The sequence below is a fragment of the Psychrobacter sp. AH5 genome (genome assembly GCF_040371085.1).
Taxonomy (GTDB): domain Bacteria; phylum Pseudomonadota; class Gammaproteobacteria; order Pseudomonadales; family Moraxellaceae; genus Psychrobacter.
In genome coordinates, this window is the sequence record NZ_JAMBMT010000001.1 from 1565109 (window position 1) to 1589967 (window position 24859).

20 protein-coding genes and 1 pseudogene are annotated in these 24859 nt (G+C 43.0%); 5 read left to right on the forward strand and 16 right to left on the reverse strand.

Features of this window, described 5'->3' with window-relative positions; all coding sequences use genetic code 11:
* Position 1 precedes the first annotated feature (1 nt).
* The gene (locus M0N77_RS06585; RefSeq protein ID WP_353104444.1) at positions 2–1807 is read right to left on the reverse strand and encodes an acyl-CoA dehydrogenase; all 1806 of its coding nucleotides are present in this window, start codon (positions 1805–1807) and stop codon (positions 2–4) included.
* Positions 1808–1982: 175 nt separating this feature from the next.
* Here M0N77_RS06585 and M0N77_RS06590 point away from each other — a divergent pair, with 175 nt between their 5' ends.
* Positions 1983–2981, forward strand: a complete 999-nt coding sequence (locus tag M0N77_RS06590; RefSeq protein WP_353104445.1) for a helix-turn-helix domain-containing protein — start codon at positions 1983–1985, stop codon at positions 2979–2981.
* 74 nt (positions 2982–3055) lie between these two features.
* Here M0N77_RS06590 and M0N77_RS06595 read toward each other — a convergent pair whose 3' ends face one another.
* The 6 genes and pseudogenes from M0N77_RS06595 to cobT form a co-directional block, all read right to left on the reverse strand.
* On the reverse strand, positions 3056–3916 hold the full coding sequence (locus M0N77_RS06595) for a universal stress protein (protein ID WP_353104446.1): 861 nt from the start codon (positions 3914–3916) through the stop codon (positions 3056–3058).
* Positions 3917–4020: 104 nt separating this feature from the next.
* Positions 4021–4520: pseudogene (locus M0N77_RS06600) on the reverse strand (GNAT family N-acetyltransferase).
* A gap of 136 nt (positions 4521–4656) precedes the next feature.
* Positions 4657–5175, reverse strand: coding sequence for a DUF308 domain-containing protein (locus M0N77_RS06605; RefSeq protein WP_353104447.1), 519 nt, complete (start codon positions 5173–5175; stop codon positions 4657–4659).
* 178 nt (positions 5176–5353) lie between these two features.
* Entirely contained in the window at positions 5354–5920 is a 567-nt protein-coding gene (locus M0N77_RS06610) for a histidine phosphatase family protein (RefSeq protein ID WP_353104448.1), read from the reverse strand.
* A 178-nt stretch (positions 5921–6098) separates the two neighbouring features.
* A complete protein-coding gene (gene cobS, locus M0N77_RS06615; protein WP_353104449.1) occupies positions 6099–6908 on the reverse strand; it encodes an adenosylcobinamide-GDP ribazoletransferase in 810 nt (269 codons plus the stop codon).
* Positions 6909–6967: 59 nt separating this feature from the next.
* On the reverse strand, positions 6968–8050 hold the full coding sequence (gene cobT, locus M0N77_RS06620; protein ID WP_353104450.1) for a nicotinate-nucleotide--dimethylbenzimidazole phosphoribosyltransferase: 1083 nt from the start codon (positions 8048–8050) through the stop codon (positions 6968–6970).
* A 124-nt stretch (positions 8051–8174) separates the two neighbouring features.
* On the opposite strand from cobT, the gene M0N77_RS06625 reads away from it, so the two are divergent.
* On the forward strand, positions 8175–9380 hold the full coding sequence (locus M0N77_RS06625; protein ID WP_353104451.1) for a glycerate kinase: 1206 nt from the start codon (positions 8175–8177) through the stop codon (positions 9378–9380).
* A 118-nt stretch (positions 9381–9498) separates the two neighbouring features.
* Here the strand turns inward: M0N77_RS06625 and M0N77_RS06630 are convergent, their stop codons facing one another.
* From M0N77_RS06630 to M0N77_RS06650, 5 genes are all read right to left on the reverse strand, one after another.
* Complete coding sequence (locus M0N77_RS06630) at positions 9499–11025, reverse strand: acetyl-CoA hydrolase/transferase family protein (RefSeq protein WP_353104452.1); 1527 nt, start codon at positions 11023–11025, stop codon at positions 9499–9501.
* Between the two features lie 186 nt (positions 11026–11211).
* Entirely contained in the window at positions 11212–11640 is a 429-nt protein-coding gene (locus M0N77_RS06635; protein WP_353104453.1) for a tetratricopeptide repeat protein, read from the reverse strand.
* Positions 11641–11844: 204 nt separating this feature from the next.
* On the reverse strand, positions 11845–12336 hold the full coding sequence (locus M0N77_RS06640) for a hypothetical protein (RefSeq protein ID WP_353104454.1): 492 nt from the start codon (positions 12334–12336) through the stop codon (positions 11845–11847).
* A 335-nt stretch (positions 12337–12671) separates the two neighbouring features.
* Entirely contained in the window at positions 12672–13010 is a 339-nt protein-coding gene (locus M0N77_RS06645; RefSeq protein WP_353105588.1) for a RidA family protein, read from the reverse strand.
* 113 nt (positions 13011–13123) lie between these two features.
* Complete coding sequence (locus tag M0N77_RS06650; protein WP_353104455.1) at positions 13124–14377, reverse strand: FAD-dependent oxidoreductase; 1254 nt, start codon at positions 14375–14377, stop codon at positions 13124–13126.
* A gap of 309 nt (positions 14378–14686) precedes the next feature.
* Here M0N77_RS06650 and M0N77_RS06655 point away from each other — a divergent pair, with 309 nt between their 5' ends.
* Positions 14687–15031, forward strand: coding sequence for a multidrug efflux SMR transporter (locus M0N77_RS06655; RefSeq protein WP_353104456.1), 345 nt, complete (start codon positions 14687–14689; stop codon positions 15029–15031).
* A gap of 7 nt (positions 15032–15038) precedes the next feature.
* On the opposite strand, the gene M0N77_RS06660 is transcribed toward M0N77_RS06655, so the two are convergent.
* Entirely contained in the window at positions 15039–17213 is a 2175-nt protein-coding gene (locus tag M0N77_RS06660) for an ATP-dependent helicase (RefSeq protein ID WP_353104457.1), read from the reverse strand.
* Between the two features lie 163 nt (positions 17214–17376).
* Positions 17377–18168 carry a peptidoglycan DD-metalloendopeptidase family protein gene (locus M0N77_RS06665; protein ID WP_353104458.1) on the reverse strand — a complete coding sequence of 264 codons (792 nt, stop codon included), beginning with the start codon at positions 18166–18168 and terminating at the stop codon, positions 17377–17379.
* Between the two features lie 533 nt (positions 18169–18701).
* Between M0N77_RS06665 and M0N77_RS06670 the strand changes: the two genes are divergently transcribed.
* Positions 18702–19136, forward strand: a complete 435-nt coding sequence (locus tag M0N77_RS06670; protein ID WP_353104459.1) for an MCR_0457 family protein — start codon at positions 18702–18704, stop codon at positions 19134–19136.
* Between the two features lie 525 nt (positions 19137–19661).
* Entirely contained in the window at positions 19662–20828 is a 1167-nt protein-coding gene (locus tag M0N77_RS06675; RefSeq protein ID WP_353104460.1) for a D-alanyl-D-alanine carboxypeptidase family protein, read from the forward strand.
* 52 nt (positions 20829–20880) lie between these two features.
* Here the strand turns inward: M0N77_RS06675 and M0N77_RS06680 are convergent, their stop codons facing one another.
* On the reverse strand, positions 20881–22797 hold the full coding sequence (locus M0N77_RS06680) for a HAMP domain-containing sensor histidine kinase (RefSeq protein ID WP_353104461.1): 1917 nt from the start codon (positions 22795–22797) through the stop codon (positions 20881–20883).
* Positions 22798–23183: 386 nt separating this feature from the next.
* Positions 23184–24626, reverse strand: a complete 1443-nt coding sequence (gene der, locus M0N77_RS06685) for a ribosome biogenesis GTPase Der (RefSeq protein ID WP_353104462.1) — start codon at positions 24624–24626, stop codon at positions 23184–23186.
* Positions 24627–24859: the final 233 nt, after the last annotated feature.

Genomic DNA, 24859 nt, shown 5'->3' on the forward strand with positions numbered 1-24859 from the left:
ATTAGAACCACTCCGCTTGCATATCGGTGCAGACGGAGTTGTCATTAGTTAATAATTGAATGTCGCGCTGAATAGTGGGCAACTCCCAATCGATAAAATATTTCGCCGCTTGAATTTTGCCATGATAGAAGTTTTGCTTATCGCTATCTTCTTCATTAGCGAGCAGTTGCTCGGCAATGCTAGCTTGGCGAATCCAAATCCAGCTCACCACGATGGAAGCAAAAATATTCATTAAAGCTTGCGCGTTACCGGTCAAAGTAATGGCTTTTTCAGTCGGTAAAATTTTACTCAAATGCACTAATACTTCATGCAAATGCTCCGTATAAGGCATCAATTTTCCGGCAAGTTTTGCGGTCTCAGGCGTAGTAATACTTTGCAAATCTTGGGTGATTTCACGCTTAAGAATTTGAATGCCAAGACCACCCTTTTGCCATAGCTTACGAAATGACAAATCTAGTGCTTGTACGCCGTTTGTGCCTTCATGAATGGGATTGAGACGATTATCACGCCAAAACTGCTCAGCATGATATTCACGCGTGTAGCCTGCGCCGCCTAACACTTGAATGCCTAAGTCATTGGCTTTAGGCCCATATTCAGAAGGCCATGCTTTGATGACTGGTGTTAACAAATCGAGCAATTCTGATAGCTCATTTTTGACGGTTTCATTGTCGCTGGTATTGATGCGGTCAATGAGGTTTGAGCCGTATAGACACAGAGCCATACCGCCCTCAGAATAAGCTTTTTGTGCCAACAGCATCCGCTTAACATCACCATGATTAATGATAGCAGTCGCCTCATGCTCAGGCTTATTATTCGGGGCAATACGGCCTTGGGTTCTATCTTTGGCATAATCAAGCGAGTATTGATAACCGCGATAACCAATCATCGCCGCGCCAAAGCCAACGCCGATACGCGCCTCGTTCATCATCTTAAACATATAGCGCAGACCAAAATGCGGTTCGCCCACTAAGTAGCCATAGCACTCGCCTTTATCACCAAAGCTTAAAGCGGTAGAAGTGGTACCACGATAACCTAGCTTATGTAGCAACCCTGTCAAATGCACGTCGTTACGCTCGCCGATTGAGCCGTCCTCCTTGAGGCGATATTTTGGCACCACAAATAAGGAGATGCCTTTGACGCCGCCGGGCCCACCGGGTATTTTTGCTAATACTAAATGCACGATATTATCGGATAGCTCATGGTCGCCACCAGAGATGTAGATTTTGCTACCCTTGATACGATAAGAGCCATCTTCTTGAAGAGTTGCCGTGGTTTTGATATCTGCTAATGACGAGCCGGCATGTGGTTCAGTCAAAGCCATCGTTCCGGTAAATTCGCCCGTTAGCATTCCCGGCATAAAAGCCTCTTTGACTTCATCGCTAGCAAAATGCGCGATGACGTTAATAGCCGCTGAGGTCAAAAAAGGATAAGCGGTGGTAGAAGGATTTGCCGCCATAAAATAACCCGCCACTGCGGTCATCACCGTTTCTGGTAATTGCATGCCGCCATCTGCAAAGCTATAACGACCAGCAATAAATCCTGACTCACGAAAAGCGTCAAAAGCGACCTTAACGTCATCAATCATGCTAACGGTTTTGCCATCAAACTTTGGCTCATCTTTATCAGCCAAATGGTTATGCGGTAAAAACAAATCGGTCGCTATCTTTTTGGCGGTATCTAATACCGCATCAAAAGTGTCGCGGCTATGCTCAGCAAATTTATTATGCTCAGTCAACGCTTCGCTATCTAAAACATCGTACAACTGAAAAGGTAATTCGAAGTCATTAATCAAAGTATCGGCAGCCATAATAATCCCTTATTATTCGAGCTTATTGAAGCTCATAAATTTAAGTAGAGTTTAATAAACTCAGTTATTGATTAATAGTAAGCTAATTTAGCGCTATACCGTATTGTCATTTATGACATAATTAAGGTGAAAGAAGACATTTAATTTTTAATTTAAAGCATTAAGGATACATCTCATGCCACAAGCAAAGCCTTATGAAGTCATCATTCTCGGATTTGACGGCGTGCTTGGTAGCGTGCTCTCAGGAGCGCTTGATTTGTTTTCTTTTACTGGGGTAAGCTGGCAGCGATTTTTGGATTTGGAAGTACAGCCGAGATTTAGAGTACAAATTGCAAGCTTAGGCGGCGTCGACATTAGAGCCAGTAATCGACTTATCATTCAAGCGCATTGCGATATCAGTAAGGTAGCAAGTTGTGATTTATTACTCATTCCCACCATTGGCGATTCGATAGATAAAGTACTGAGACAAAATGCACCACTGTTACCTCACTTGCAACGCTTAGCGGCAACGCAGGCCGATATCGCTAGTAATTGTAGCGGTGCTTTTCTACTAGCGGCAGCAGGGTTACTCGACGGCAAAATAGCAACGACGCATTGGGGCTATGCTGATAAGTTTAAAGCGGACTACCCACAAGTTAATTTGCAAGAAAATCAGTTTGTCACCCAGTCAGGTAATATATTTTGTGCGGCAGGAGGCAGCGCTTTTTATGATTTAGCGCTACTACTGATTGAGCGCTATTGTGGACGCGAAGTTTCTACCCAAGTGGCAAAGACGCAGATTATTGATAGTAAAAGAGGCAGTCAAAATAGCTATATCAATGTGACTTTGCATAAGCCGCATAGCGATACGCTCATAAAGCAAGTACAGGAATTTATCGAAAACAACTTTGAGCAGCCGCTACAAGTTAGCGAGCTTGCAGCGATGATTAACGTGACGCCGCGCACCTTGAACAGGCGCTTTCAAGCTTGCGTGGCGATGCGGCCGATTGAGTATATCCAAGCAGTAAGAATTGAGCAGGCCAAAAGGCTACTAGAATCAGGCGAGGTCACGATAAAATCGCTCGCCTACCAAGTCGGCTATAGCGACATCTCATCATTCACTCGGCTGTTTAAACGAGCGACAGAGCTAACCCCCAAAGAATATCGCGATAAATTTTCACGCTTGGCGATTTAACAGTAAAGTTGCGTAGCAAGATGCTGAGTCAAAAACCCAGCCTAAGCCTCAAAAATCCTTAACCTTAGTTAATACTAACGCACCAAAATAACCGGAGAGACGGTACTCGCCAAAATCTCAGTCGTGGTACTACCCAAAAATAGTTGCTGCCATTTAGAATGACCATAAGCACCAATCACCATGATATCGATGTTATTTTCTAATTGAAAAGTCAATAAGCCATTGACGGCATCGCCTTGCGGTAGATGATGACAGTCAATGTTATAACCTGCGTTAAGCAGTTCAGCTGCCGCCGCTGATAAGCTGTTTTTTGAGGTGGCGTCATGATTACCTATCATCACCAAATGACCTTGCAGCTTTTTTAATACTTCACTTTTGGCAATACGTTTGATGACTTTAATCGCCGTTTTGCTAGCATCAAAAGCAATCATATAGGAGCTTGGCTCTTTAAATGGCTCTGAGCAAATTAAGATAGGCACACTTGAGGCGCGAGCAACGGTTTCGATTTGGCTACCGATATTGATCCGGCTATTTTTATGATCTTCGCCGCGGCGTCCCATCACGATAGCGCGATTCATATCGCTAAAATGCTCAATGGCGGGCAATAATTTACTATGGCGCTGATAGATATTAACAGGTACAGTGAAGTTTTTATTAATATAGCTTTTGGCATCTTTCACCAAAGCGGCGCTATAGTTATTGGCGATCTTAGCTCGGCGCTCGTCTATCTCTGACAATTCTTGCAATAGGATTTGCCGACTGTCTATGCCAATAGAGCCTGATAAGTCGCGCCTTACCGAAGCTGGCACTTCGATAATGTTCAATAATCCGACGGGCAAACTAAGTCGATCAGCATACCATGCCGCGTAGCCACAGATAGACTCAGTGACTGCTGAGCCGTCGATACAAGCTAAAATGTGTTGTTGAGCCGCCATGACAATCCTCCAATAATCGTCTAAATTAATGCTAATAACATAGTTACCATTTATAACAGCTTATTAGCAGATATTAATGATTTCAAAAACTTTAAACCAACCAGTTATCCCTTGATCATAGACTGTTGCCAATCTTTTTGGCTTATTTTATATAATACATGTTTTGCTAATGGATGATTAGAGTCTAGCATAGGATGATAAAAGTCTTGATAACTATTGCTCATGCCTAGACGCTGCATCAACCTTTGTGAAGGCTTATTAATCACCGCGGTAAAAGCCACCACTTCATCTAGATCTAATACTTCAAAGGCAAATTTTAACGATTCTTTTGCTGCTTCTAACGCGTAGCCCTTGCGCCAATACTCTTCATGCAAGCGCAGCCAATCTCAACATTAGGGGCAAATGGCATATCCTTATGTACTTTATTTAGACCAACCATGCCAATAAATTTATCATTCTTTGTAGAGTCGCCTTTTAGACTGACTGCCCAAAAGCCCCAACCGTTATCTTTTAGCAACTGCTGGCACTTATTAGCAATGATGTTACTAGTCTCTGTTGACAGCACTTTAGGGAAATATTGCATGACATCGCTATCAGCATTCATTTGCGCAAATATTGCAAAATCTTTTGGCTGCCATTGTCTTAATATGAGTCGTTCGGTCTCAAGCTTAGCTGTAAGTTTTATCATAATTCAAATAGGTTTTATAACTCATTAATAAGCGAGTGAATATCAATAATTATCAATGGCGCTCTAATAAGAGCTGTACCCGCGAATACATAATCAAAGAAACACCGTTAGAGATTAGCTCAATCGCTAGTAATACGCCAAGGGTATAGATTGAGGATTGCGGATAGCCACTAAAAATAAGAATCGCTAAGGCTATAGAGATTAGGCCTGATAATAATACCGGTACAAAAGCAGGACTACCTTTGAGGCCAAAAGCTACCACCATTCTAACTAGACCTGTCGCCATAAATAAAATAGCGATCGCCATGGTCAAAGTTAAGATGCCTTGCATAGGGTTTTGTAATAGCTCAATACCAATAAACACGCCCAATACCCCACCTAGAGCAGCTAGAACTTTACCACTGGTACTAGGCGCACGAAACAGCGCTATAAATTGTAATATACCAACAAATAAAAAGATAAAGCCTGCCAACTGCTCAGCGGCAAAACTTGCACTAAGCGGATTGAATAAAGCAAATATCCCCCCAAGAATACTAATAACACCAATCACTAGCCATAAAGTCCGACTCATAAGACAACCTTAGTTACCATTTAATAATCGATAAATTATACCCTTAACGATAATTTTTGTTGTCAGCTAGTGGTAATGGCTTTGTTCCATCCTGTTAATAGTAAAGTTTCGTCATTGAATTAGGCTGATAACTCTGCTAACTGCGGGCAAACATCAGTTAACAATTAAAAAATTCTAGTTATTTATTAGCAGTTATAGTCATAAGCTCTAAAGTGCTAAGCTCACCATAAGCCGCAGCAGAGTGCCAATCGCTAGCCAGCTGCGGTATAGGCTGATGATTGACTAGCATTTTGGCGGCGTTAATCCAGCCTCCATGTCCAACCGCTAAGATAGGCTCATCATCATGTGCTCGCGTCTTTAGCCAGTGCTCTACTCGAGTAAATAACTGCGTTAGACTCTCACCCGTTTCAAAATTAAAATCGGTAAAATGATCGCACCACTCGTCAATCTCTTGCTTAGTAATGTGCTGCCAAGCCTGCCCATCCCACGCACCAAAATTAAGCTCAGATAACTCACCAGCCATATTTAATTGAAAACCTCGCTGCGCCAATATCTCACCGACTTTTAATGAGCGCTGTAGCGGACTAACCCAAATCACTTTAGGCAATTTATGCACACAAGCAAAGCGCTCGATCTGATTGGCCAAACGTTTCAGCTTGCGCCGATCAACTGTCATATCTGTTTGCCCCAGACAAATGCCCTTTGCTGCAACTGGTTTAGGATGACGCCAGATATAGAGTTTCATTAAGAATAATCCTCATAAATATCACTTTAAAAAACCTATTTATAGCCAGTTGAAAGTAAAACTGTTATAGATTTAAGCGCGCTACTGGTATAAATTTTGCTGGCGTGCTGCTTGCATTCGAGCCTGCACAAAATTCATCCCAGCAGCGCTATGTCATTTTTAAAGTGTATCGACTATATCAAAAAGGTAGAGTGGCGGCCAATCCTGCATAAATAGCCACTTCGCTTAACTGCTGAGTCGCGCCAAGTCCATCACCAGTATAACCCTGCAAACGACGACGCAATAATCGGCGCATATAGTCGGTCGCTATCAGTGCTAGCGCTAATGCGAGCAGCCCTTGCCAAATACTAATTTGCTTAATAGCGTCAGGAAAGATTAGTCCAATTAAAACCAGCCCAATCACTACCCAACTACTAGCAAATAGCGCTTGTATCGGGGTTAACTGCTGCGCCATCGGTTTGGCTTTGGCGTGACGGGTATCGCCGCCATAAGGCAATAGTGCTATTAGGCTGATACAAAGCAAGCGTGAGGCGCTATGAGCGATAATCAAAGCGACCACGGTGACAGGTATCGGCATAGTCGCTAGCAAGGTGATTTTGATTAGTAGCGCGGAGACCAAACCCAAAACCCCATAAGTACCTAAGCGCGAGTCTTTCATAATCTCCAAGGTACGCTTGCGAGTCAGACCACCGCCAAGCCCATCACAAGTATCGGCAAGGCCATCTTCATGAAAAGCACCTGTCAGCCGAATACCAAAAACCGTACTAATCACTGCGCCAACTAATGGATTAAACCCTATACTGGTTAGCCAAAACACGCCTGCACATAGTAGCCCAACCATTAAACCGACGGCAGGAAAATGACGACTACTTTGATGCAGCCAATCAGGCTCATAATGAGTAAATGCAGGTACAGGCAAGCGCGTTAAAAACTGCATGGCGACTAATAAAAGCGTCCATTCGTGCTTAAAGCGTCTCCAAGCACTCATTTTGTTATCTAAATTAGCTTTTGGTCTACGCGGTTTAAATAGCTTGGGTAGCGGTGACATTATTGGTTTTTCTCGCTATTGTTGTTCGCACTACTGTTTTTTTCACTACTATTTTTCTCGCTAATGCCGGCATCACTAAAACTTGCCATCTCATTGATAATCGCGCAGGCTGATTGTAATAGCGGATAAGCTAACGCCGCGCCGCTACCCTCGCCTAAGCGCATTTGCATATCAAGTAGCGGCTCAGCATTTAATAGCTTTAATAATTGCGCATGACCCGGCTCGACTGAATGATGAGCGAATACTGCATATTGAACAACTCCTGGCGCGAGACGCTCGGCCACTAATAAGGACACGCTAGCGATAAAACCATCGATTAACAATATCCGTCTATCACTAGCCGCTTGTATTAGCGCTCCTACCATCATCGCAATCTCAAGCCCGCCCAAAGCCGCGAGTGCTGCAAATGGCGATTTAGCCTTACGATGAAACTGTAGCACTTGGCTGAGTATCTGCTGTTTATGTTTGAGTCCTGCATCATCAAGCCCTGTACCACGGCCGATACAATCGGCTATTGGCAAATCGCCTAAACGTGCAAGCAACAGACTTGCCGCTGAAGTATTGCCAATGCCCATCTCCCCGACGATTAGCAAATTACCGGTTAGCTGTTTGGCCACGCTCATACCATTATTAAGCGCCAGCAAACACTCCTCGTCTGTCATCGCAGGCTCAGTTAGCGCGTCCCGACTGCCCTTTTTAACCTTATAGCCACTGAGTAATTGCGGATGCGTATCAAAATCGGCATCAACGCCGGCGTCCACAACCTTAAGCTCGATATCATGCTGACGCGCTAATACATTAATAGCCGCGCCGCCATTTAGGAAGTTATGCACCATTTGCGCGGTTACCGCACTAGGAAAGGCTGAAGTGCCATGCTTAGTCAAGCCATGATCGGCGGCAAACACTCTTATCTGCGGCTGCTCAATCTGCGGCTGAGTGCTGCCTTGGATCATACCTAGTTGCAGACCAAGCGACTCTAAGCGCCCAAGCGCGCCGAGTGGTTTTGTCTTATTATCGATAATCTGCTTGAGCTGCTGATAAAGTTGCTCATTGGCAACAGCGGTAATGTTTGGAGGTGTCATCAATGGTTAATCTTAGTTATTCAATAAATAAAAATAGCTGACTATGGTAGCAGATTATTTTACTGATAATGCTATGATTGACAGACTTAACCACCTTTACCTTTATATGATAAAAGAGCTCTCAATGAATATCTTAATCGCACCCGACTCTTTTAAAGAAAGCCTTGATGCTATAGACGTTTGCCGCGCTATTGAGTCAGGGTTTAGACAAGTTTTTGCAGAGGCGAATTATACGCTACTGCCGATGGCAGACGGCGGCGAAGGCACTACAAGCGTCATATCCTACGCGCTTAAAGGACGCTGGATGACAGCCACCGTCCACGATCCGCTGATGCGGCCTATTACGGCCAAATATCTGCTGTTAGCTGATAACACCGCTGTGATAGAAATCGCTGCAGCGTGCGGGTTGGCTTTATTGACAGACGCCGAGCGTAACCCTTTAATCACCAGTAGTTATGGCGTCGGCGAGCTGATCTTAGCTGCTTTAGCTAACGGGGCACAGCGTTTTATCATTGGCCTTGGCGGCAGCGCCACCAATGACGCGGGGCTTGGTATGTTAACCGCGTTGGGTATCAGGTTTTATGATAGCGATAATAATGAATTAGCGCCAGGCGGATCGCAACTAGCCAATTTGCAGCGAATAGATAGCTCGACTATGCACGCAAACATTAAACAAATCTTATCGCAAGAAACAACGGCTTTTAGAGTGGCTTGTGATGTAACCAATCCTTTATACGGTAGCAATGGTGCCAGCAACATTTTTGGCCCGCAAAAAGGCGCTGATAAGCAGCAAGTTAAGATCTTAGATAAAGCGTTAGCGCATTTTGCCGATATTTTTATAGCTCAAAACGCGCAAGGCAATGCTCATAAAAACTATCACAATACTGCAGGTGCAGGCGCTGCGGGCGGACTGGGGTTTGCCTTAATGGCTTTTTTAAATGCAGAGTTGCAATCTGGATTTGATATTGTCGCTAAGGCAACTGATCTTGCTGCGCATATTGCTAAAGCTGATTTAATTATCACAGGAGAGGGCAAGCTTGACGCGCAAACCACGATGGGTAAAGTGGCAGGCGCTATCCACAAGCTGGCGAAAGCTCAGCAAAAACCTGTGATCGCTATTTGCGGCGCGGTTGATCGGCCCAAAAGCGCCTCTGCTTTAAACGCGGCTCAAAACCAAGATTTTGCGGTAATTCTGCCTAGTATTCAAAAGCTTAGCACTATCGATGAAGTACTAAAAAACGGCTACGATAATATCGAAACCACTGCCGCAAACTTGGCAGCAGCGCTACGCCTAGGTCAACAGCTCAGTAATAAAGCTCCTAAACTATAGCCTAAATAATAGACTCGTATTGATCTCAACCATATTTTCATAAAAAATACCCCTTAACTAGATAATAGCTAAGGGGCATTGTCATAAACTGAGCGAATTAGGACTAAGCTTTTTGCGCTTATTTAATACGCATATCACCAGTTTCGACGAAACGCTGATGCCATGACAAGGCTTCTGTCAAGATATGCGGCGTGTGCAGAGATCCTGCTTTTTGAGCGCGGTCATAGTAGTCTTGGAGCATAGGACGATAATCAGGATGCGCGCACTTATCGATAATCAGCTGGGCACGCTGACGCGGCGACTTACCACGCAGATCAGCAAAGCCTTGCTCAGTCACCAAGAACATCACATCATGCTCAGTATGGTCGTGATGCGAGACCATAGGTACGATGGCTGAGATCGCGCCGCCTTTCGCGGTTGATGGGCTCACAAAAAATGAGAAATGCGAGTTACGGGTAAAGTCGCCAGAACCACCGATACCATTCATCATCTTCGTACCCATGATGTGGGTTGAGTTGACGTTACCATAGATGTCCGCTTCAATCATCGCATTCATCGCGATAATACCTAAACGGCGAATCACTTCTGGATGATTGGTATACTCTTGGGGACGCAGGATCAGCTTGTTACGCAAAAACTCAATATTATCATTAAAGCGTTGTAGCGCATCAGGACTGAACGATAATGCCGTGGCAGATGCTGAGGTCATCTTACCGCTTAGCACTAGATCAAGCATACCATCTTGCAGAACTTCGGTATAACCCATCAAGTTATCAAACGGGCTATCTTGAAGACCCATTAACACCGCATTTGCCACGTTACCAACGCCAGATTGTAGCGGTAGTAAGTTTTTAGGCAAACGGCCTTGTTTGACTTCATGATCCAAAAACTCAATGATTTGTGAAGCGATGGTTTTTGAATTTTCATCAGGATCAGCGAATTTACTATTGCGATCAGGCGCGTCAGTCATGACGATACCGATAATCTTATCAAGATCACACTCTAAGTACGGCGTACCAATACGGTTAGCAGACTCAACGATAGGAATCGGCTGACGATGCGGCGGCTCGCCCATGTCTTCTGGAATGTCATGCATGTTCTCTAACATCATATTTTGACGCGCATTGACTTCAATGATGACTTTTTTGGCAGATTTGAGCCACTGATTATTGGTGCCGATACCCATTGAAGGAATGATTTTTCCTTCAGACGTAATAGCGGTCGCTTCAATCAAGGCGATGTCCATATCACCATAAAAACCAAAGCGTACTTGCTGCTCAAAATGTGATAAATGCATATCAACATAATCGGTTTGACCGGCGTTAATATTGTTACGCATTACTGGATCAGACTGGAAAGGAGCACGGAAATTAACACAGTTTGCTTCTGCCAATACGCCATCACAGTCATGAGCAGTTGAGGCACCTGTTAGCATACCGATGCTAAATTCTTCGCCATTCGCGTGAGCCGCTTTTGCGCGATTAGCAATAGCCGTTGGTACGAATTTAGGATAGCCTGCACCGGTAAACCCTGCAATACCAAGAGTCATACCGTTTTTTACAAATGAGGCCGCCTCTTCAGCAGACATAATCTTTTCACGTAAACCTTCGTGTTGTACGCGTTGTTCATGGTTGTTTGAGCTCATATTTTTATCCTAATAACTTCCTTATTAATGTTAACCCCTATTTGAGCAATAAGGGCCTGTTGAGAAGAGGTATATAATACAACCTCATCTCGTCTGTCAAACCACTACATCATAAAATATAAACAGCAACTACTAGCTGGCATAAAACAAAGTAGCCTGATTATTACTTTGACTATTACGCTTACCTTATATTTTCTGTGCCAATAGTTTAGCAAGCAATTCGTCTATTTCAACCTTAAATTCCTTATCTTCGATCTTATTTGCTGATATTTTTGCATTTTCTAAGCTTTTTATCGCCGCATCCGTCTGAGCTAGCTCAATTTGTAGTACCGCCATAGAAAAAGCGATAGAGGCTAGATGATCTTTTGAATTGATAGCGGCCGCTTTGGCTAATGCTTTTTCATAAATTACTAACGCTTGGTCCAGATCTTCGGTAAAATCTGCCAAAGTCTCCCACTGCTCGGGATGATCTTTATCGCTATTTTCATTATCGGTACAAATCGCTTGCAAGTCGCCATACAATTTATCAAAAGCGGCTTGATCGCCTATACGGTCAGCCTCAAGTAGCTCTTCGGCTAAGATATAAATAGCCTTATAAATTTTGGTATTAATCATGGTATTACCTTTATAGACAAGAGCTTTTTATTAATGAGAGCTTATGAGCAAATAAAGAAGTATAACTTAAAACACGATATTGAGATACTTATTGTGACGTTTATAACCCGGTTAATAAAAATGAGAAGCCAGCAAAAAGGACAAGATTGTTTATACCTTGCCCTTGTTATTATGATAAGTCTTTATCGCTGTCAGCGCTATTATCTAAAAGCTAACCACTTTTGTTGTAAGATCAGTGATCAGCTCAGCAATATCTGAGGGGTCTGCAGTGCCAACGCCCTCAATCAGTGCTGAGGGATCAAGCCCTTTACCCGGCAGATAAATCGCGCAGACTTCAACCTTAGTATTACTATTCTCCATCACCGCTTTCATAAGGCCTTGTGGACTCATATTAAAAGGGGGCTGACCAGTAGTGGCGCTTGCTGGTGCATCACGCAGTGCCATATCACCCGCTTTACCGCAGAGTAATACTCGAGTATCTGCCCCTTGTTTTGCTGATTGCATAGTCAATACCATAGACATCAGCTGCACTTGGGGATCCTCTGAGGTCACATTAAATAGCACCGATGACTTAGCTACCGGGTCTTTCACTACAGGGGCAGCTTGAGGTTTTTGCACCATGGCATTGCTAGCGCTACAACCAATCATCAACGAGGTTGCGCCTACTGCTAATAAAGCGGTCAGCATCTTTTTCATCGTCTTCTCCATTAAGGCTTATATTTAGGATTATTACTACTAGCTCATATTAAATATAATATAAAAATATATAATATGGTTAACAGCATAACGCAAATCAAAACAATAAACGAGCCTTAAATAAGATTATTTAGCACTAAAAACTTTGGTGGTGTGTCAAAAAGTATGCTGATTAAAATTTGAACAATTTTTGAAGCCTTGAAAGCCCTATAGAATCAGAGAACTTAGCATAGATTTCTTATTGACTTTTATCGCCAGCATACTTTTTAAAACACCACCAAAACTTTTAAGATCTGCAACCATTATCTGCTTTGTGACTCGTTGACAATGGCTGTTTACTCAGCAGCGATAGCGATCATCTCAACAAGTAGCTCAGGACGCGCGAGTGCCGACTCCCCGCAAGCGCGCGCAGGGGGCTCGATACCTTCAAACCAAGCATCATAAACCTCATTCATCGCTGCAAAGTCGGCCATATCTTTTACCCAAACGGTCATCGATAATAGCTTTGATTTATCGCTACCGACTTCTTCTAATAGTGTTTGGATCTTCTCAAGACAAGTCAAAGTTTGCGCTTTGATATCGTCTTCTGCGTTACCTACTTGCCCGCACAGATAAATGGTTTTATTATAAATAACGGTTTTACTCATGCGCTGAGTGCTATGTAGCTTTTTAATCATTATCTATCCTTACTTTATAGAATTTTATTACGCAATCATTAAAAACAGCTAAAACGTGAAAGCCGCTATCTTAGAGCATTACAAACTAAAAGATAGCGGCAAAACCAGTCTTATTTTTTAGAGAAACGCTGCGCATTAAACGGCTCAACATCGACCATTAGCGGCTTATCATGAATCAGCTCTTCAATGAGGCGACCAGTGACCGGGCCTAGCGTGAAGCCTTGATGACTGTGACCAAAAGCGAACCATAGCTTGTCATGCTTGCCAGCAGGACCAATGACCGGCTTCATATCCGGCATACAAGGACGCGAGCCGGCCCAAGCTTCGCTCTCTACTGCGTCTTCTAATGGTAATATTTTGCGTGCAAGTTTTAGCACGGTATTTAACTGCCCAAAGTTCTTGGGCGCGTTCATCGTGGTCATCTCAGCACCGGTAGTGATACGAATACCTTGCTGCATGGGCCCCATCACAAACCCTTTATCCATATCAAACATACTGTGATGAATGGTGTTTTTGTCATGCACTTTAAAATGCTGATGATAGCCGCGCATCGGGAATAACGGCAGATCATAACCAAGCGGTTTGATCAGCTCATTGGACCAAGGACCGGCGGCAATAACTAGCTTATCACTATAATAAGTCTCGCTATCGGTAACCACCTTCCAGCCCTGACCCTCTTCAGGCTCAATCTTAGTCACATTACTCTCTACTATCGTACCATCCATCTGCTCAAAGTTTTTGGCATAAGCTTTGACCAAAGAGCTTGGGTTTGACACTTGCCAAGAGTTTAGCCAATGGATAGCGCCAACGAAACCATCAAAATTAGCATTGGGCTCTAAGGCTTTTAATTCATCCAAGCTTAATACTCTATGCTCAACGCCCTGTTCGCGATCTTTTATCGCCGTCTCGATAGCCGTCTGTAGCGTCTCTTTTGAGCGGTGCAATTGTAGCCAGCCATCACGAGTGATCAGCTCATCAGCGCCTGAGGCCTCAATCATGGTTTGATGCTCGCTAGTACAATGAGCAATCAAGGTCTGCCACTCACTTTCTATCTGCTTGACTGAAGCGGGCGATGAGAATTTCCAGTACTGCAATAGCGCTTGGTGATAACGCAGAATAGCAGGAACTCGGTAGCGAATATCAGTGCCTTGATTGGGCAGCACTCTCACCATCTCAGTGATCTGACGCGGAAACGGATGCGTATGAATGGCTTCTCGTTGAATGAGGCCTGCATTACCATAAGAGGTCTCAAGACCCGGCAGCTTACGATCTAGCATCAGCACCTTAGCATTGTTTTTTTGTAGATGCCAAGCAATTGAGGTGCCGACCATGCCCGCACCAATAACTATAACGTCATAACGCATAACATACCCTTAAAGTAGGAGGAGAAATAGAGTTTGTAGAATGATAAGATAAATAACCCAGAGCACTTTAAGGGGTTATGGTAACGCATTATAGCGAAGATTAAAGCACTTATTAATAATAAATTTTGGCTAAAATACTTTTAGTTATAAGTTATTGAAAGCGCTTTTTATTTTTATAAAAAATATGCTAGTACTGGCCATTTAGTGCTTAGCACTTAGTAACAGGGTTATCCTAGCTAGCCAGTATATAAGAGTTTATGATAGACGCCTTAAATTTACCCTTGTCATGATTATATTGGAGTATGCGCTTTGAGTCCTATCTTAGTCGGCTATAGCTTTTTGATGTTAGCTATTATTTTTGAAGTCTTGGGCACGACTTTTTTGGTCAAATCTGAGCAGTTTACGCGCTTAGTGCCGACGCTCTTTATGGCAGTACTTTATATTGGCTCGTTTTATTTTTTATCACAAACCATCAAGACTATTCCCTTAGGTATTGCCTATGCTATTTGGGGCGGCGTGGGTATTATTCTAACCGCTATGATTGGCTTTGTTATTTTTAAGCAAAGCATCGATATACCGGCGATTATTGGCATCGCTTTGATTATCAGCGGAGTTATTGTGATTAATGTATTCTCAAAAACGGTGGGACATTAGGACTTTTTCACCACCAAACCGGATCGGCGCTTGCCAGTCTTGCTAAACCTTTTTTCGCTGACTTAACCTCAACCTTATCCGCTGGCAACTCGGCAATAAACCTTGAAGGCTTATCGAAGTAGCCTGAGTAGCTGGCAAAATAATCAGGCGCGGTCAAGTACAGCTTATTTTTCGCACGGCTACAAGCGACGTAGAACAGCTTACGCTCTTCTTCTAACTCCTCAAAATCATCTAAGGAGCGATAGTGCGGGGTCATGCCATCGACTAGTGAGTTGACAAACACTATCGGCCATTCAAGTCCCTTAGCGCTATGAATGGTCGAGATAGTGACTTTGTCATTATTATCATCTTCGGGCGTGTCCATTGCTGCCACTGAATCATTGGGTGGATCAAGTGCTAGGTTTTCTAAAAAGTCATCGAGACTGCCATACTCAGTCGCTAAGTTTTTGAGGACGCGAAAGTCTTCACTGCGCTCGCGCCAGTTCTCCTCAACTGTTTTTAGGATAGGAATATAAAAATCAAGGATCAGCTCAATGATAGTTTCAACTGACTGAGCTTGTTGCGCTTTGCTCAAGGTGCTATGCAGCGGCGCAAGCTGCGGACTTTTTTTACTAAACTTGGGCAGTAACAGCGGCTCAAACGAGTTGTCATCGCTATTGATCGCTTGCGTTAAGCGCGTAGCGGTGACCGCCCCTACCCCCTTAAACAGCGTTAAAATTCGATGCCAAGCGATAGTATCATTGGGGTTATAAAGGATTTTGACAAAGGCGAGTACGTCTTTGACATGGCGGCGCTCAATAAACTTAATACCGCCAACGACGATAAAAGGAATGCCGCGCTCCATAAACTCTAGCTGTACATAGTTAGATTGAAATGAGGTTCGGCATAGCACCGCAAAGTCGTTATAATCATAGTCGGCTTTGTGTTCAACGACTTTATCGGCGATATCTTTGGCTTCGCGGGTCTCGTCGCTGCCCCGGCTAAAGACAGGCTTATCGCCTGTGATAGTCGCGTTCGAATAGAGCTGCTTTTGATAGCCTAGAGTGATTTGCTTAGATAAAGCATTGATGTAGTCCAAAATAGCCGGCGTACTACGATAGTTTTGCTCAAGCTTAATCAAGCTCGCTTCAGGATAAGTCTCACCAAACAGTAAGATGTTTTCATAATTAGCGCCGCGAAAGGCGTAGATGCTTTGATTGTCATCACCTACCACCATTAAGGATACTGAAGCAGGAGCACAGATCAGATCAATGAGCTGCTTTTGCGGAATATTAGTATCTTGATACTCATCCACCATCACATAGCGATAATTGTCCTGCAAGAGCTGACGGAACTTGTCATTGGTTTTTAGATGACGCACCACTTGACTGATGATATCATCAAAATCATATAGGTGGTTGGCGCGTTTATACTCATGAAAATCAATAGCTAGCTGCTCGATAATAGGAATATGAATGGCGATATCAGGATAGCTATCCTCAACTAAGTCTTTGATAGCAATGCGGCGATTTCTAGAAGTAGAGAATATATTTTGCAAAGTACGTTTGCGCGGAAAGGCTTGTTTCTTAGTCTGAGCCGGATACTTTTTTTCTTTGAAAATAAGATCTATAGCGTCCTCGCTATCCCCGGTATCCAAAATAGTAAAGCGCGGATTAATACCGAGTAGGCCTGAGTACTGCCGCAGTAGCCGATTACAGAACGAATGAAAAGTGCCGCTAGTAATATCATTGAGCATTTTGCTGGTCGGTAAAGTATCTTCTGCTAACTCATCCTCAGATAAGGTATCGACAAGCAGGGTTTTGGCGCGACTTTTTATCTCATTAGCAGCTTTACGAGTAAAGGTTAGTAGCAATATTTGTTTGGGCGCCACGCCGTTCTCTAATAGATAGCTGGTGCGATAAGTTAAGGTTTTAGTTTTACCCGAACCTGCGCCGGCGATGACTAAAGCTTTACCTGCGATAGTGGTCGCAGCCAGCAATTGATTAGGATTTAGCTCACGAGCATAATCGACTTTTAGACCTAACTCTGCACGCAAACGCGGCTTTAACACATTGTCATCAGCGTCAATCAAATTAGCCTCAAGCTTTTTGATAGCCAGTTGCAAGCGCTCAAGTTTGGGCTTGATATCAGCGAAGTTTTGGGGATATTGGTAGGATTCAGTATTAAAAACGGTAGCTGACATTAGGAGCGATAACCTTTGGCTTGATGGCTTTGAATTTATAGTATTCGATTTATACTTTTTGCTTGATAACAAAAGATGTTCGATATAAAAAAACTGGCCATTAATAGTATCAATGACCAGCGCTAACAACAATCACAATTGGCAGGATTTAGAGGTTTAGATCTTAACGGCCTAATACTGCACGAGGATCGATAGGATTGCCATTGAGACGAACTTGGAACTCCAGCGCCACTTGCTGAGTTTGACCGGTGCTGCCCATCGTGGCGATACGTTGACCCGTCTGCACCTGCTCGCCCTCTGCTACCAACAGCTGACTGTTATGCGCGTAAGCGGTAATGTAATTATCACTGTGGCGAATCATAATCAAGTTGCCGTATTCGGCTAGGCCATTGCCAGAATACAGAACAGTGCCGCTTTGGCTGGCTAGTACCGGATCGCCCTCACGGCCAGCGAACCACATTCCCATATTGCCGGTAGTGCTATCAAAATTACGGATGACTTGGTTTTGGGTAGGATACTGATAGCCTGAGGTAGAGTTGGCAGTATTTTGATAAACAGGGGCTGGCGTTGGCGCAGGGCTAGGCGTATAGGTTGGGCGGGTGTTAACCGGCGGGCGATTATTGGCATTATAAGTAGTAGTGCTAGCCGCTTGATTTCCTTGCCACAGCTTTAGCCATTGTCCGGTGTAGATGGTATATTTGCTATCAAGATTATTGAGCGCGCCAATTTGGCGATAATTTAAGCGATAGCGCTCAGCGATTTGGCTCACGGTATCGCCGCGTTTGACTAGATGATAATTAGGCACGCCTTGATTATTGGTAACAATTTGAGGGCCTGAGACATTATTATTTTGGTAGGTAGGCTTGGTGGCACAGCCTGACACAGTAAGCATAGCTATGCTCAAAGAGCCAATAAAAGCAGCTGTTAGCGGCGATTTGAGAGTGAGGGTTTTCATACGAGTTTTCCTATAGTTCATTCGACTCATGGAGATGCTATAAAATACAGTTACGACACGCGCTAGTATAGAACGATAAACTAAGGCTTTATCAAGAGGATGTCAAATCGATTCGCTAGCCGCTTTATCACTGGTAATAAACCTATCCTTTGAGCCATTCTCTGCGCACTAGCAACACCGTTACTAAAAGCTGTTTCTTAGAGAATTTTAAAGGTTTTAATTTCGCTTCTTTTTCGCTTCTTTCTCGCTTTTTTTAGTATCTTTGAACGAGCTGTCCAACCTTTTTTGCAGTGAAGTCAAAGTATTAGGTTATAATACCTACTACTAGCAGGGTTATATCATTGAGGTGATGTAACAATATTACGCTATTGGTTAATGATAGAGTAACGTAGATAAATATACTACCGTTATGTTGCTGTGATTGGCTCTCAGGTCACAATACATCTACACATTGGCCGATATTTTATGTGACATTTTAAGCTTTTCCTATTACCATAAGACCACTCAATAATGTTAAGCGAGCGTGATACCGGATGAATAATAATTTGATTTTATCTACCTTTTTTGTTGCCAAAAAAACGGCCTCTAAAATTGGCATTGCAGGTCTAATCATGTCCGCTGCGATGTTATCCCAAGTTAGCCAAGCAGCAGATAATGTAGCCACTACTATTCCCTTAGATATGTCGGGCATGAATATTACCAAGCACGAGATTGCAGTGATGCAAGTATTGTCAGAGATCTGTCCGCCTATGCTCTATGGCAACCAAAAACAGCGTTTTTATAAGTCTTATAATGTGCAATTGCATGAGCTGATGCCCTCATTAGAAGACCCTAAAGCGGCGATTCAATACTTATCTACTCAGCAAGATTATCGCCAAATTTTACAAGGCATTCGTAGCTGGACTATGAAATTCTCAAAAAGTGAAAATAAAGCGCTTTGTGAAGATCTAGCCAATGCTGCTTTGTAGATTGGCTTGGTAAGTCGTGTCATTAAGGCTTAAAAAGTAATACTCGTATAAAGTAATTATAACAGCTTGCTATCGCTATTCTTATCTAAGAGCAGCATGGCAAGCTTTTTTGTGCAAAGGATTATTAGCGATAAAGTGCTGATCTAACACTTACTAAGCTTTTATAGGCTCTAAGAGTAACCCAACTGACTTTTGTTGCTTTCAAGGACTATAAATTTCGTCAATCGTGTGCTTAGCTATTGATGACTAAGCCTTTTTAGATTATTCTTGCTAGCGTTAATGAGTAAGCTCACTAGCCGTTTTGATTAAGCTAGTTTTAGGAAATAATCACTTATACGGTGATTGTAAAAACGATCAGCAGTGAGCGGATGACTTCAAATTTATCGTACTTATTTGTCATATCTAAACAGGTATTTGAGATAGGTGTTCATTTTATATCTATTAAAATTAGTAATTATTTAACTCTTTAGTATTACTAATGCGGTTAGTAGATGTCTTTAGATTCATGATGTGGTGTAACAATTTATGACAGTTAAGCGTGTAAAAAAACAGCTTGTACAGCTAGTGATTGGTGTTAGCGTCTCATTGGGTGCAGTAGCCGCTAGCGGCGCTATTCAGCCACCTGAGATGGACAATACGGCTTATGTATTGATGGATTACAATACGGGTGAGATCTTGGCTCAAAAAAATGCCAATCAGCCTCTCCCGCCGGCCTCACTAACCAAAATGATGACCAGTTATATCATCGAACAACGTTTGGCCTCAGGAGATCTAAAGGAAGATGAACAGGTTTTGATGAGTGAGAATGCTTGGTGCCGCGGTACTAGTAGTCAATCGTGCATGTATGTTCCTGTCAATCAGACAGCTAGTGTTATCGATATGCTACGCGGTATTATCATTCAATCCGGAAACGATGCTTCAACAGCTATGGCTGAGCATATCGCAGGCTCTGAGGCCTCGTTTGCCATTTTGATGAATGAGCAAGCCAAAAAATTAGGTATGGAGAATACTAATTTTGTCAATCCAACCGGCATGCCAGCTGAGAGCCACCGAGCATCAGCACTTGATTTGGCTAAGCTTGCCCGCGCTATCATCAAAAACAGCGGTGATTACTATAGTTTATACGCTGAAAAAGAGTTTACCTATAATGGCATCACGCAAGGGAACCGTAATGCCTTATTAGCCACTGACTCAACTGTTGATGGTCTAAAAACAGGTCATACCGATGCGGCAGGTTACTGCTTAGTAGCCTCAAGTAATCGCGATGGTATGCGTCTGATCTCTGTAATTATGGGCACTGAGAGTCAGCAAGCGCGTGCTGATCAGTCTCGTGAGCTGCTCAACTGGGGCTATGGTCATTTTACTACGGTCACCAAAGCGCCTGCTGGACAATTTGTCAGCAAAGTGCCGGTTTGGTTTGGTGAAGCAGAAGAGGTTGAGCTTGCTACAGCTGATAACCTACAAATACTCACCACCAAAACGCAAAAGAATAAAATCACTACGGTAGTCGATATTCCTGAGAATTTACAAGCGCCTATCACTAAAGGTCAAGAAATCGGCAAAATGATGGCGGTAATCGATGGTAAAGCAGTCGCCTCGGTGCCTATCATCGCTACCAATGATGTCGCTCAATCCGGTTTTTTCAGTCGTATGTGGGAGCACGTAGTACGCTGGGCACAAAACTTGTTTTAGTGGTTAGATAGTCCAGACTAACAGGCCAGGCATTTATGCTTGGCCTTTTTTATTATTTTTTTAATAGATGATAAAGAGTCCTACTATCTTGAGTTGCAGCATAGCAATAGTCTACTCCTGCCGCTTTAAGCAAATATTCAAAATTCTCCAAAAACCGCTCTTGGTGCGCAGGATACCAATAAATGATTAGTACTCGGTAGCTTGTTTCTTTTGCACGAATTAATTTGGCTAGATGAGCGGCTTGTTTTGGTAATAGCTCTTGAGCAATCATAACTATATCGACTTTCGACGCTTCAAGCTCTTGTAAGACTGCAAACTCGTGCTGCTTAGCCATAACTCTTGCGCCCAAAGCTTGCAATCGGTCAGCTATCACGCCCATTTTTTCATTATGATAATAAATAATAGTTAGAGCAGAAAGCGGTTTTTTAGAATACTGAAGACTAGAGTACTGCAGATTAGAATACTGGGAGTCAGAGTAGTGAGAATTATTCTGATAAGCGTTTTGTAGCGGTAAAATGATAGTGAACTGACTCCCTACCTCAAGCTCGCTAGTAACTTCAATAGAGGCTCCTAATAACTGCGCTATTTGGCTAATCACTGGTAAGCCCACTCCAGCCCCTTCATAATCACGCGTCCGACTTGGATCTATCTGAAAAAAGGGTTCAAAAATGTCTTTTAGATACCTCTTATCAATACCTATACCGGTATCGCTTACTTTAATCTCCCAGCGAATACTTTTATTAAAATGAGTCAATTGCGATTCAATAATAATCTGGCCACTTTCAGTGAATTTAATAGCGTTTTCAATCAAAGCTCTCAAGATCTGTTTTATTTTATTAGCGTCGCCTTCAAGCTCATAATCTATATGATAAATACGACTAATAAGCTCCAAATCTTTTTGTTTAGCGGCTGCTTCAAATTCAGCTATTAGCTCTGAGAGTAGCTGTAGCGGATTAAACACCCTAAGATTGATACTGATCTGCCCTTTCTCTATTTTATTAAGCTGAATGATACGCTCAATGGTCGCCTCTAAATGCTGGCTACCTTTATTGATAATAGCTAAAGTATCTTTTTGCTCCATACTCAGATAGTAATTATCAAGTAATTGCAAACCGCCAGAGATAGCATTTAATGAGGTTTTTAACTCATGAGTGATCATGCTCTGAAAGTTGTTGCGCTGTACGTTTAAAGACAAGTCCTTATTGTATAACTGCTGCTCAAATACCGCTAACGCCTCAAGCTGTTGTTGGTGTTTTTTTAGCTGCTCAAATAAACCTACCAAAGCCAGACGAATAGCTGTCAGCTCTGTAAGTTTAAAATGCTGCTGAATAACGGGTAATTGCTCAATGTCGGGATTGCTTACTACTATTTGGCACACTTTTGGTAGCTCAGCTATCTCTTTAGTTGCGCCTTTTAGACGACGCAGCAGATAAAATAAACTAGCAATGCTAACCAAAAAAATACCCAATAACAGCAAATAATTTTGAGATAACCACTGCAAACGTAGTTGTTTTATATCTAGGCTAATATTGATATAACCAATCAATACTTGTTGCGCGCCCAAGGGCTCAGCTTCTTGAGCATTAGCGCTCTCGGTGTTGCGACTTTGATTATCAATAGCTGCTAATTGTGCAGCATTATAATAATGACTACTGCCCAAATAACGGCTAGTTACCGCTCTATTAAAACTAATACTATCGGCAAATAGAGCTTTATACCAATCGCGATTATTGCGCTCGATATTATTAATATCGTTAGTTTCATTGGTATCGTTAATATCGTTGGCATCCACTGCCAATATAGGAGAATCAGAGGAATAAAAAGTTATGTTACTTAAGGCCGGGTTATTATCTAATAGTACATTAATCTGCCTAGCAACTAGCCTGGCGCCATCTACCGTTGAGGCACTATTCACTAGTAACTTTGAGAGCTGCTGCACATGTGAGCGCTGCTGTTTATAATATTGCACAAAACCATACACTATAGACCAACCACAGATAATGATAAAGACCACTAAAAAGGTTGGAACAATCAATCGCCTAATAAAGCTAGCAAAAGAGGTTGAGAATAGGTTGCTCATATTATCGACTTAAAGTAGCAGCGCTTGAAGTTATATGACTAATGGTAGGACTAAAAAGCTAGATCAGTGATGTAACGACATTATTGACAATAACTAAACATCGCCATCAACACAGGAGTAGAAGCAAAGCCCTACTATAAAATAAAAAGGCAAGGAATACGAATGATTCCTTGCCTTTACTGATATTTTTTAGAGTCAATAAATGCCTCTATCGACTCTAGTAGCTTTTCACAGCTTTTCACAATAGATAGCTTCTAACCCTAAAGAGATAACTATTAGCGTTTTTTGTCGCTGCGCTTGTCACTTTTTTTATCGCGTGAGGTATACTTATGCGCGCGGTTACGCTCGCGCTGTTTTAGCTGCTGAGCCTTGGCTTTGGTTGGCGTATCGCTCTTATTGGCATAAGGGTTTTCATTGAGCTTAAAAACGACATTAAGCGGTGTACCCTCAAGCTTGAACACTTGACGAAATTGGTTTTCAAGGTAGCGCTGATAGCTCTTAGGTAGTGAGCCGGTCTGATTACCATGAATCACAATTACCGGCGGATTGTGACCACCGATGTGCGCGTAACGCAGCTTAATACGGCGACCCGCTACCGTTGGCGGCGGATTGGCGGCGACGGCATCTTGCAAAATCTGTGTTAAGCGATTGGTTGAGACCTCAAACATCGAGGATTTATAGGCCTTTAGAATGGACGGATAAAGATTACCCACGCCGGTACCATGTAAAGCTGATATCAGGTGCACCTTAACGTAAGGAATGAAGTTAAAGCGGCGATCCATCTCAATTTTGATATAGTCTTTTTGCTCAACGCTTAAACCATCCCACTTATTGATCGCGACCACTAAAGCGCGTCCTGCATCTAACGCATAACCAATCATGTGCAGATCTTGATCAACGATACCTTCTTGCGCGTCAATGACAATCACCGTCACGTTTGAGTCTTCGATAGCTTGCAAAGTTTTGATGACTGAGAATTTCTCGACCTTTTCATCGATTTTACCGCGGCGGCGCACTCCAGCTGTATCGATCAATACATAATCTCTGCCCTCGCGCTGATACGGAATATAAATACTATCTCGAGTGGTGCCGGGCATATCAAACACCACTACTCTATCTTCACCAAGTAATCGGTTCACTAGCGTTGACTTGCCAACATTAGGGCGACCGATAATCGCCAGCTTTAGGCCATTTGGCTCTTGGATATTTTCTTGCTCTGGCATATCGGCGGTAATGACTTCTAGCAAGTTGCCTACGCCGCGCCCGTGACTGGCCGCCATCGGGAAAGGCTCGCCTAACCCCAACGCATAAAACTCAGCCGGCGCTGAATCATGGACGCCATCGACTTTGTTAGCCACCACATAGACAGGCTTGCCTAAGGTATGCAAAAACTTACCAATCTCAGCATCAGCGCCAATCATACCCGCTCGTGCATCCACCACAAAGACAATAATATCCGCTTCATGAATAGCGGTGTGCGACTGCTCAGACATATAGTCATCAATATTGCCGCTGCCATCATCCGCTTCACCTATACCGCCGGTGTCTACCACGATAAAGGCTTTACCTTCATACACCGCATCGCCATATTGACGATCACGCGTCAGCCCAGACAAGTCCGCTACTAGCGCTTGACGGCTTTTGGTGAATTGATTAAATAAGGTAGATTTACCTACATTTGGGCGACCGATTAAAGCCACTACAGGCTTGATACTCATGGGTTACTCTCAATAATAGTCCGTAACAGATAATAATGATAGCAATAGGCTACCAACTATCCTAGACCTAAATAAATGATGATAAATAATAATAGCAGTGAGGTTGGCCTTGATGACGATACTTTAGGCTGTCATAGCCAGTAGCCAGCACTAAATTAGCAATCGTCTAAAGACAAGCGCGCAAGGGTACGTGAATTCACCGTTTTAAACAAGCTTTAATAAAAAGCATGAAA

Bases quoted from the DNA above. Each gene is read 5' to 3' on its own strand.
- cobT (WP_353104450.1), bottom strand. From the start codon at position 8,050: ATGACACCTCCAAACATTACCGCTGTTGCCAATGAGCAACTTTATCAG.
- M0N77_RS06605 (WP_353104447.1), bottom strand. From the start codon at position 5,175: ATGAGTCGGACTTTATGGCTAGTGATTGGTGTTATTAGTATTCTTGGG.
- M0N77_RS06630 (WP_353104452.1), bottom strand. From the start codon at position 11,025: ATGAGCTCAAACAACCATGAACAACGCGTACAACACGAAGGTTTACGT.
- M0N77_RS06625 (WP_353104451.1), top strand. From the start codon at position 8,175: ATGAATATCTTAATCGCACCCGACTCTTTTAAAGAAAGCCTTGATGCT.
- M0N77_RS06665 (WP_353104458.1), bottom strand. From the start codon at position 18,168: ATGAAAACCCTCACTCTCAAATCGCCGCTAACAGCTGCTTTTATTGGC.
- M0N77_RS06640 (WP_353104454.1), bottom strand. From the start codon at position 12,336: ATGAAAAAGATGCTGACCGCTTTATTAGCAGTAGGCGCAACCTCGTTG.
- M0N77_RS06650 (WP_353104455.1), bottom strand. From the start codon at position 14,377: ATGCGTTATGACGTTATAGTTATTGGTGCGGGCATGGTCGGCACCTCA.
- M0N77_RS06610 (WP_353104448.1), bottom strand. From the start codon at position 5,920: ATGAAACTCTATATCTGGCGTCATCCTAAACCAGTTGCAGCAAAGGGC.
- M0N77_RS06585 (WP_353104444.1), bottom strand. From the start codon at position 1,807: ATGGCTGCCGATACTTTGATTAATGACTTCGAATTACCTTTTCAGTTG.
- M0N77_RS06590 (WP_353104445.1), top strand. From the start codon at position 1,983: ATGCCACAAGCAAAGCCTTATGAAGTCATCATTCTCGGATTTGACGGC.
- M0N77_RS06675 (WP_353104460.1), top strand. From the start codon at position 19,662: ATGACAGTTAAGCGTGTAAAAAAACAGCTTGTACAGCTAGTGATTGGT.
- M0N77_RS06635 (WP_353104453.1), bottom strand. From the start codon at position 11,640: ATGATTAATACCAAAATTTATAAGGCTATTTATATCTTAGCCGAAGAG.
- M0N77_RS06660 (WP_353104457.1), bottom strand. From the start codon at position 17,213: ATGTCAGCTACCGTTTTTAATACTGAATCCTACCAATATCCCCAAAAC.
- der (WP_353104462.1), bottom strand. From the start codon at position 24,626: ATGAGTATCAAGCCTGTAGTGGCTTTAATCGGTCGCCCAAATGTAGGT.
- cobS (WP_353104449.1), bottom strand. From the start codon at position 6,908: ATGAGTGCTTGGAGACGCTTTAAGCACGAATGGACGCTTTTATTAGTC.
- M0N77_RS06670 (WP_353104459.1), top strand. From the start codon at position 18,702: ATGAATAATAATTTGATTTTATCTACCTTTTTTGTTGCCAAAAAAACG.
- M0N77_RS06595 (WP_353104446.1), bottom strand. From the start codon at position 3,916: ATGGCGGCTCAACAACACATTTTAGCTTGTATCGACGGCTCAGCAGTC.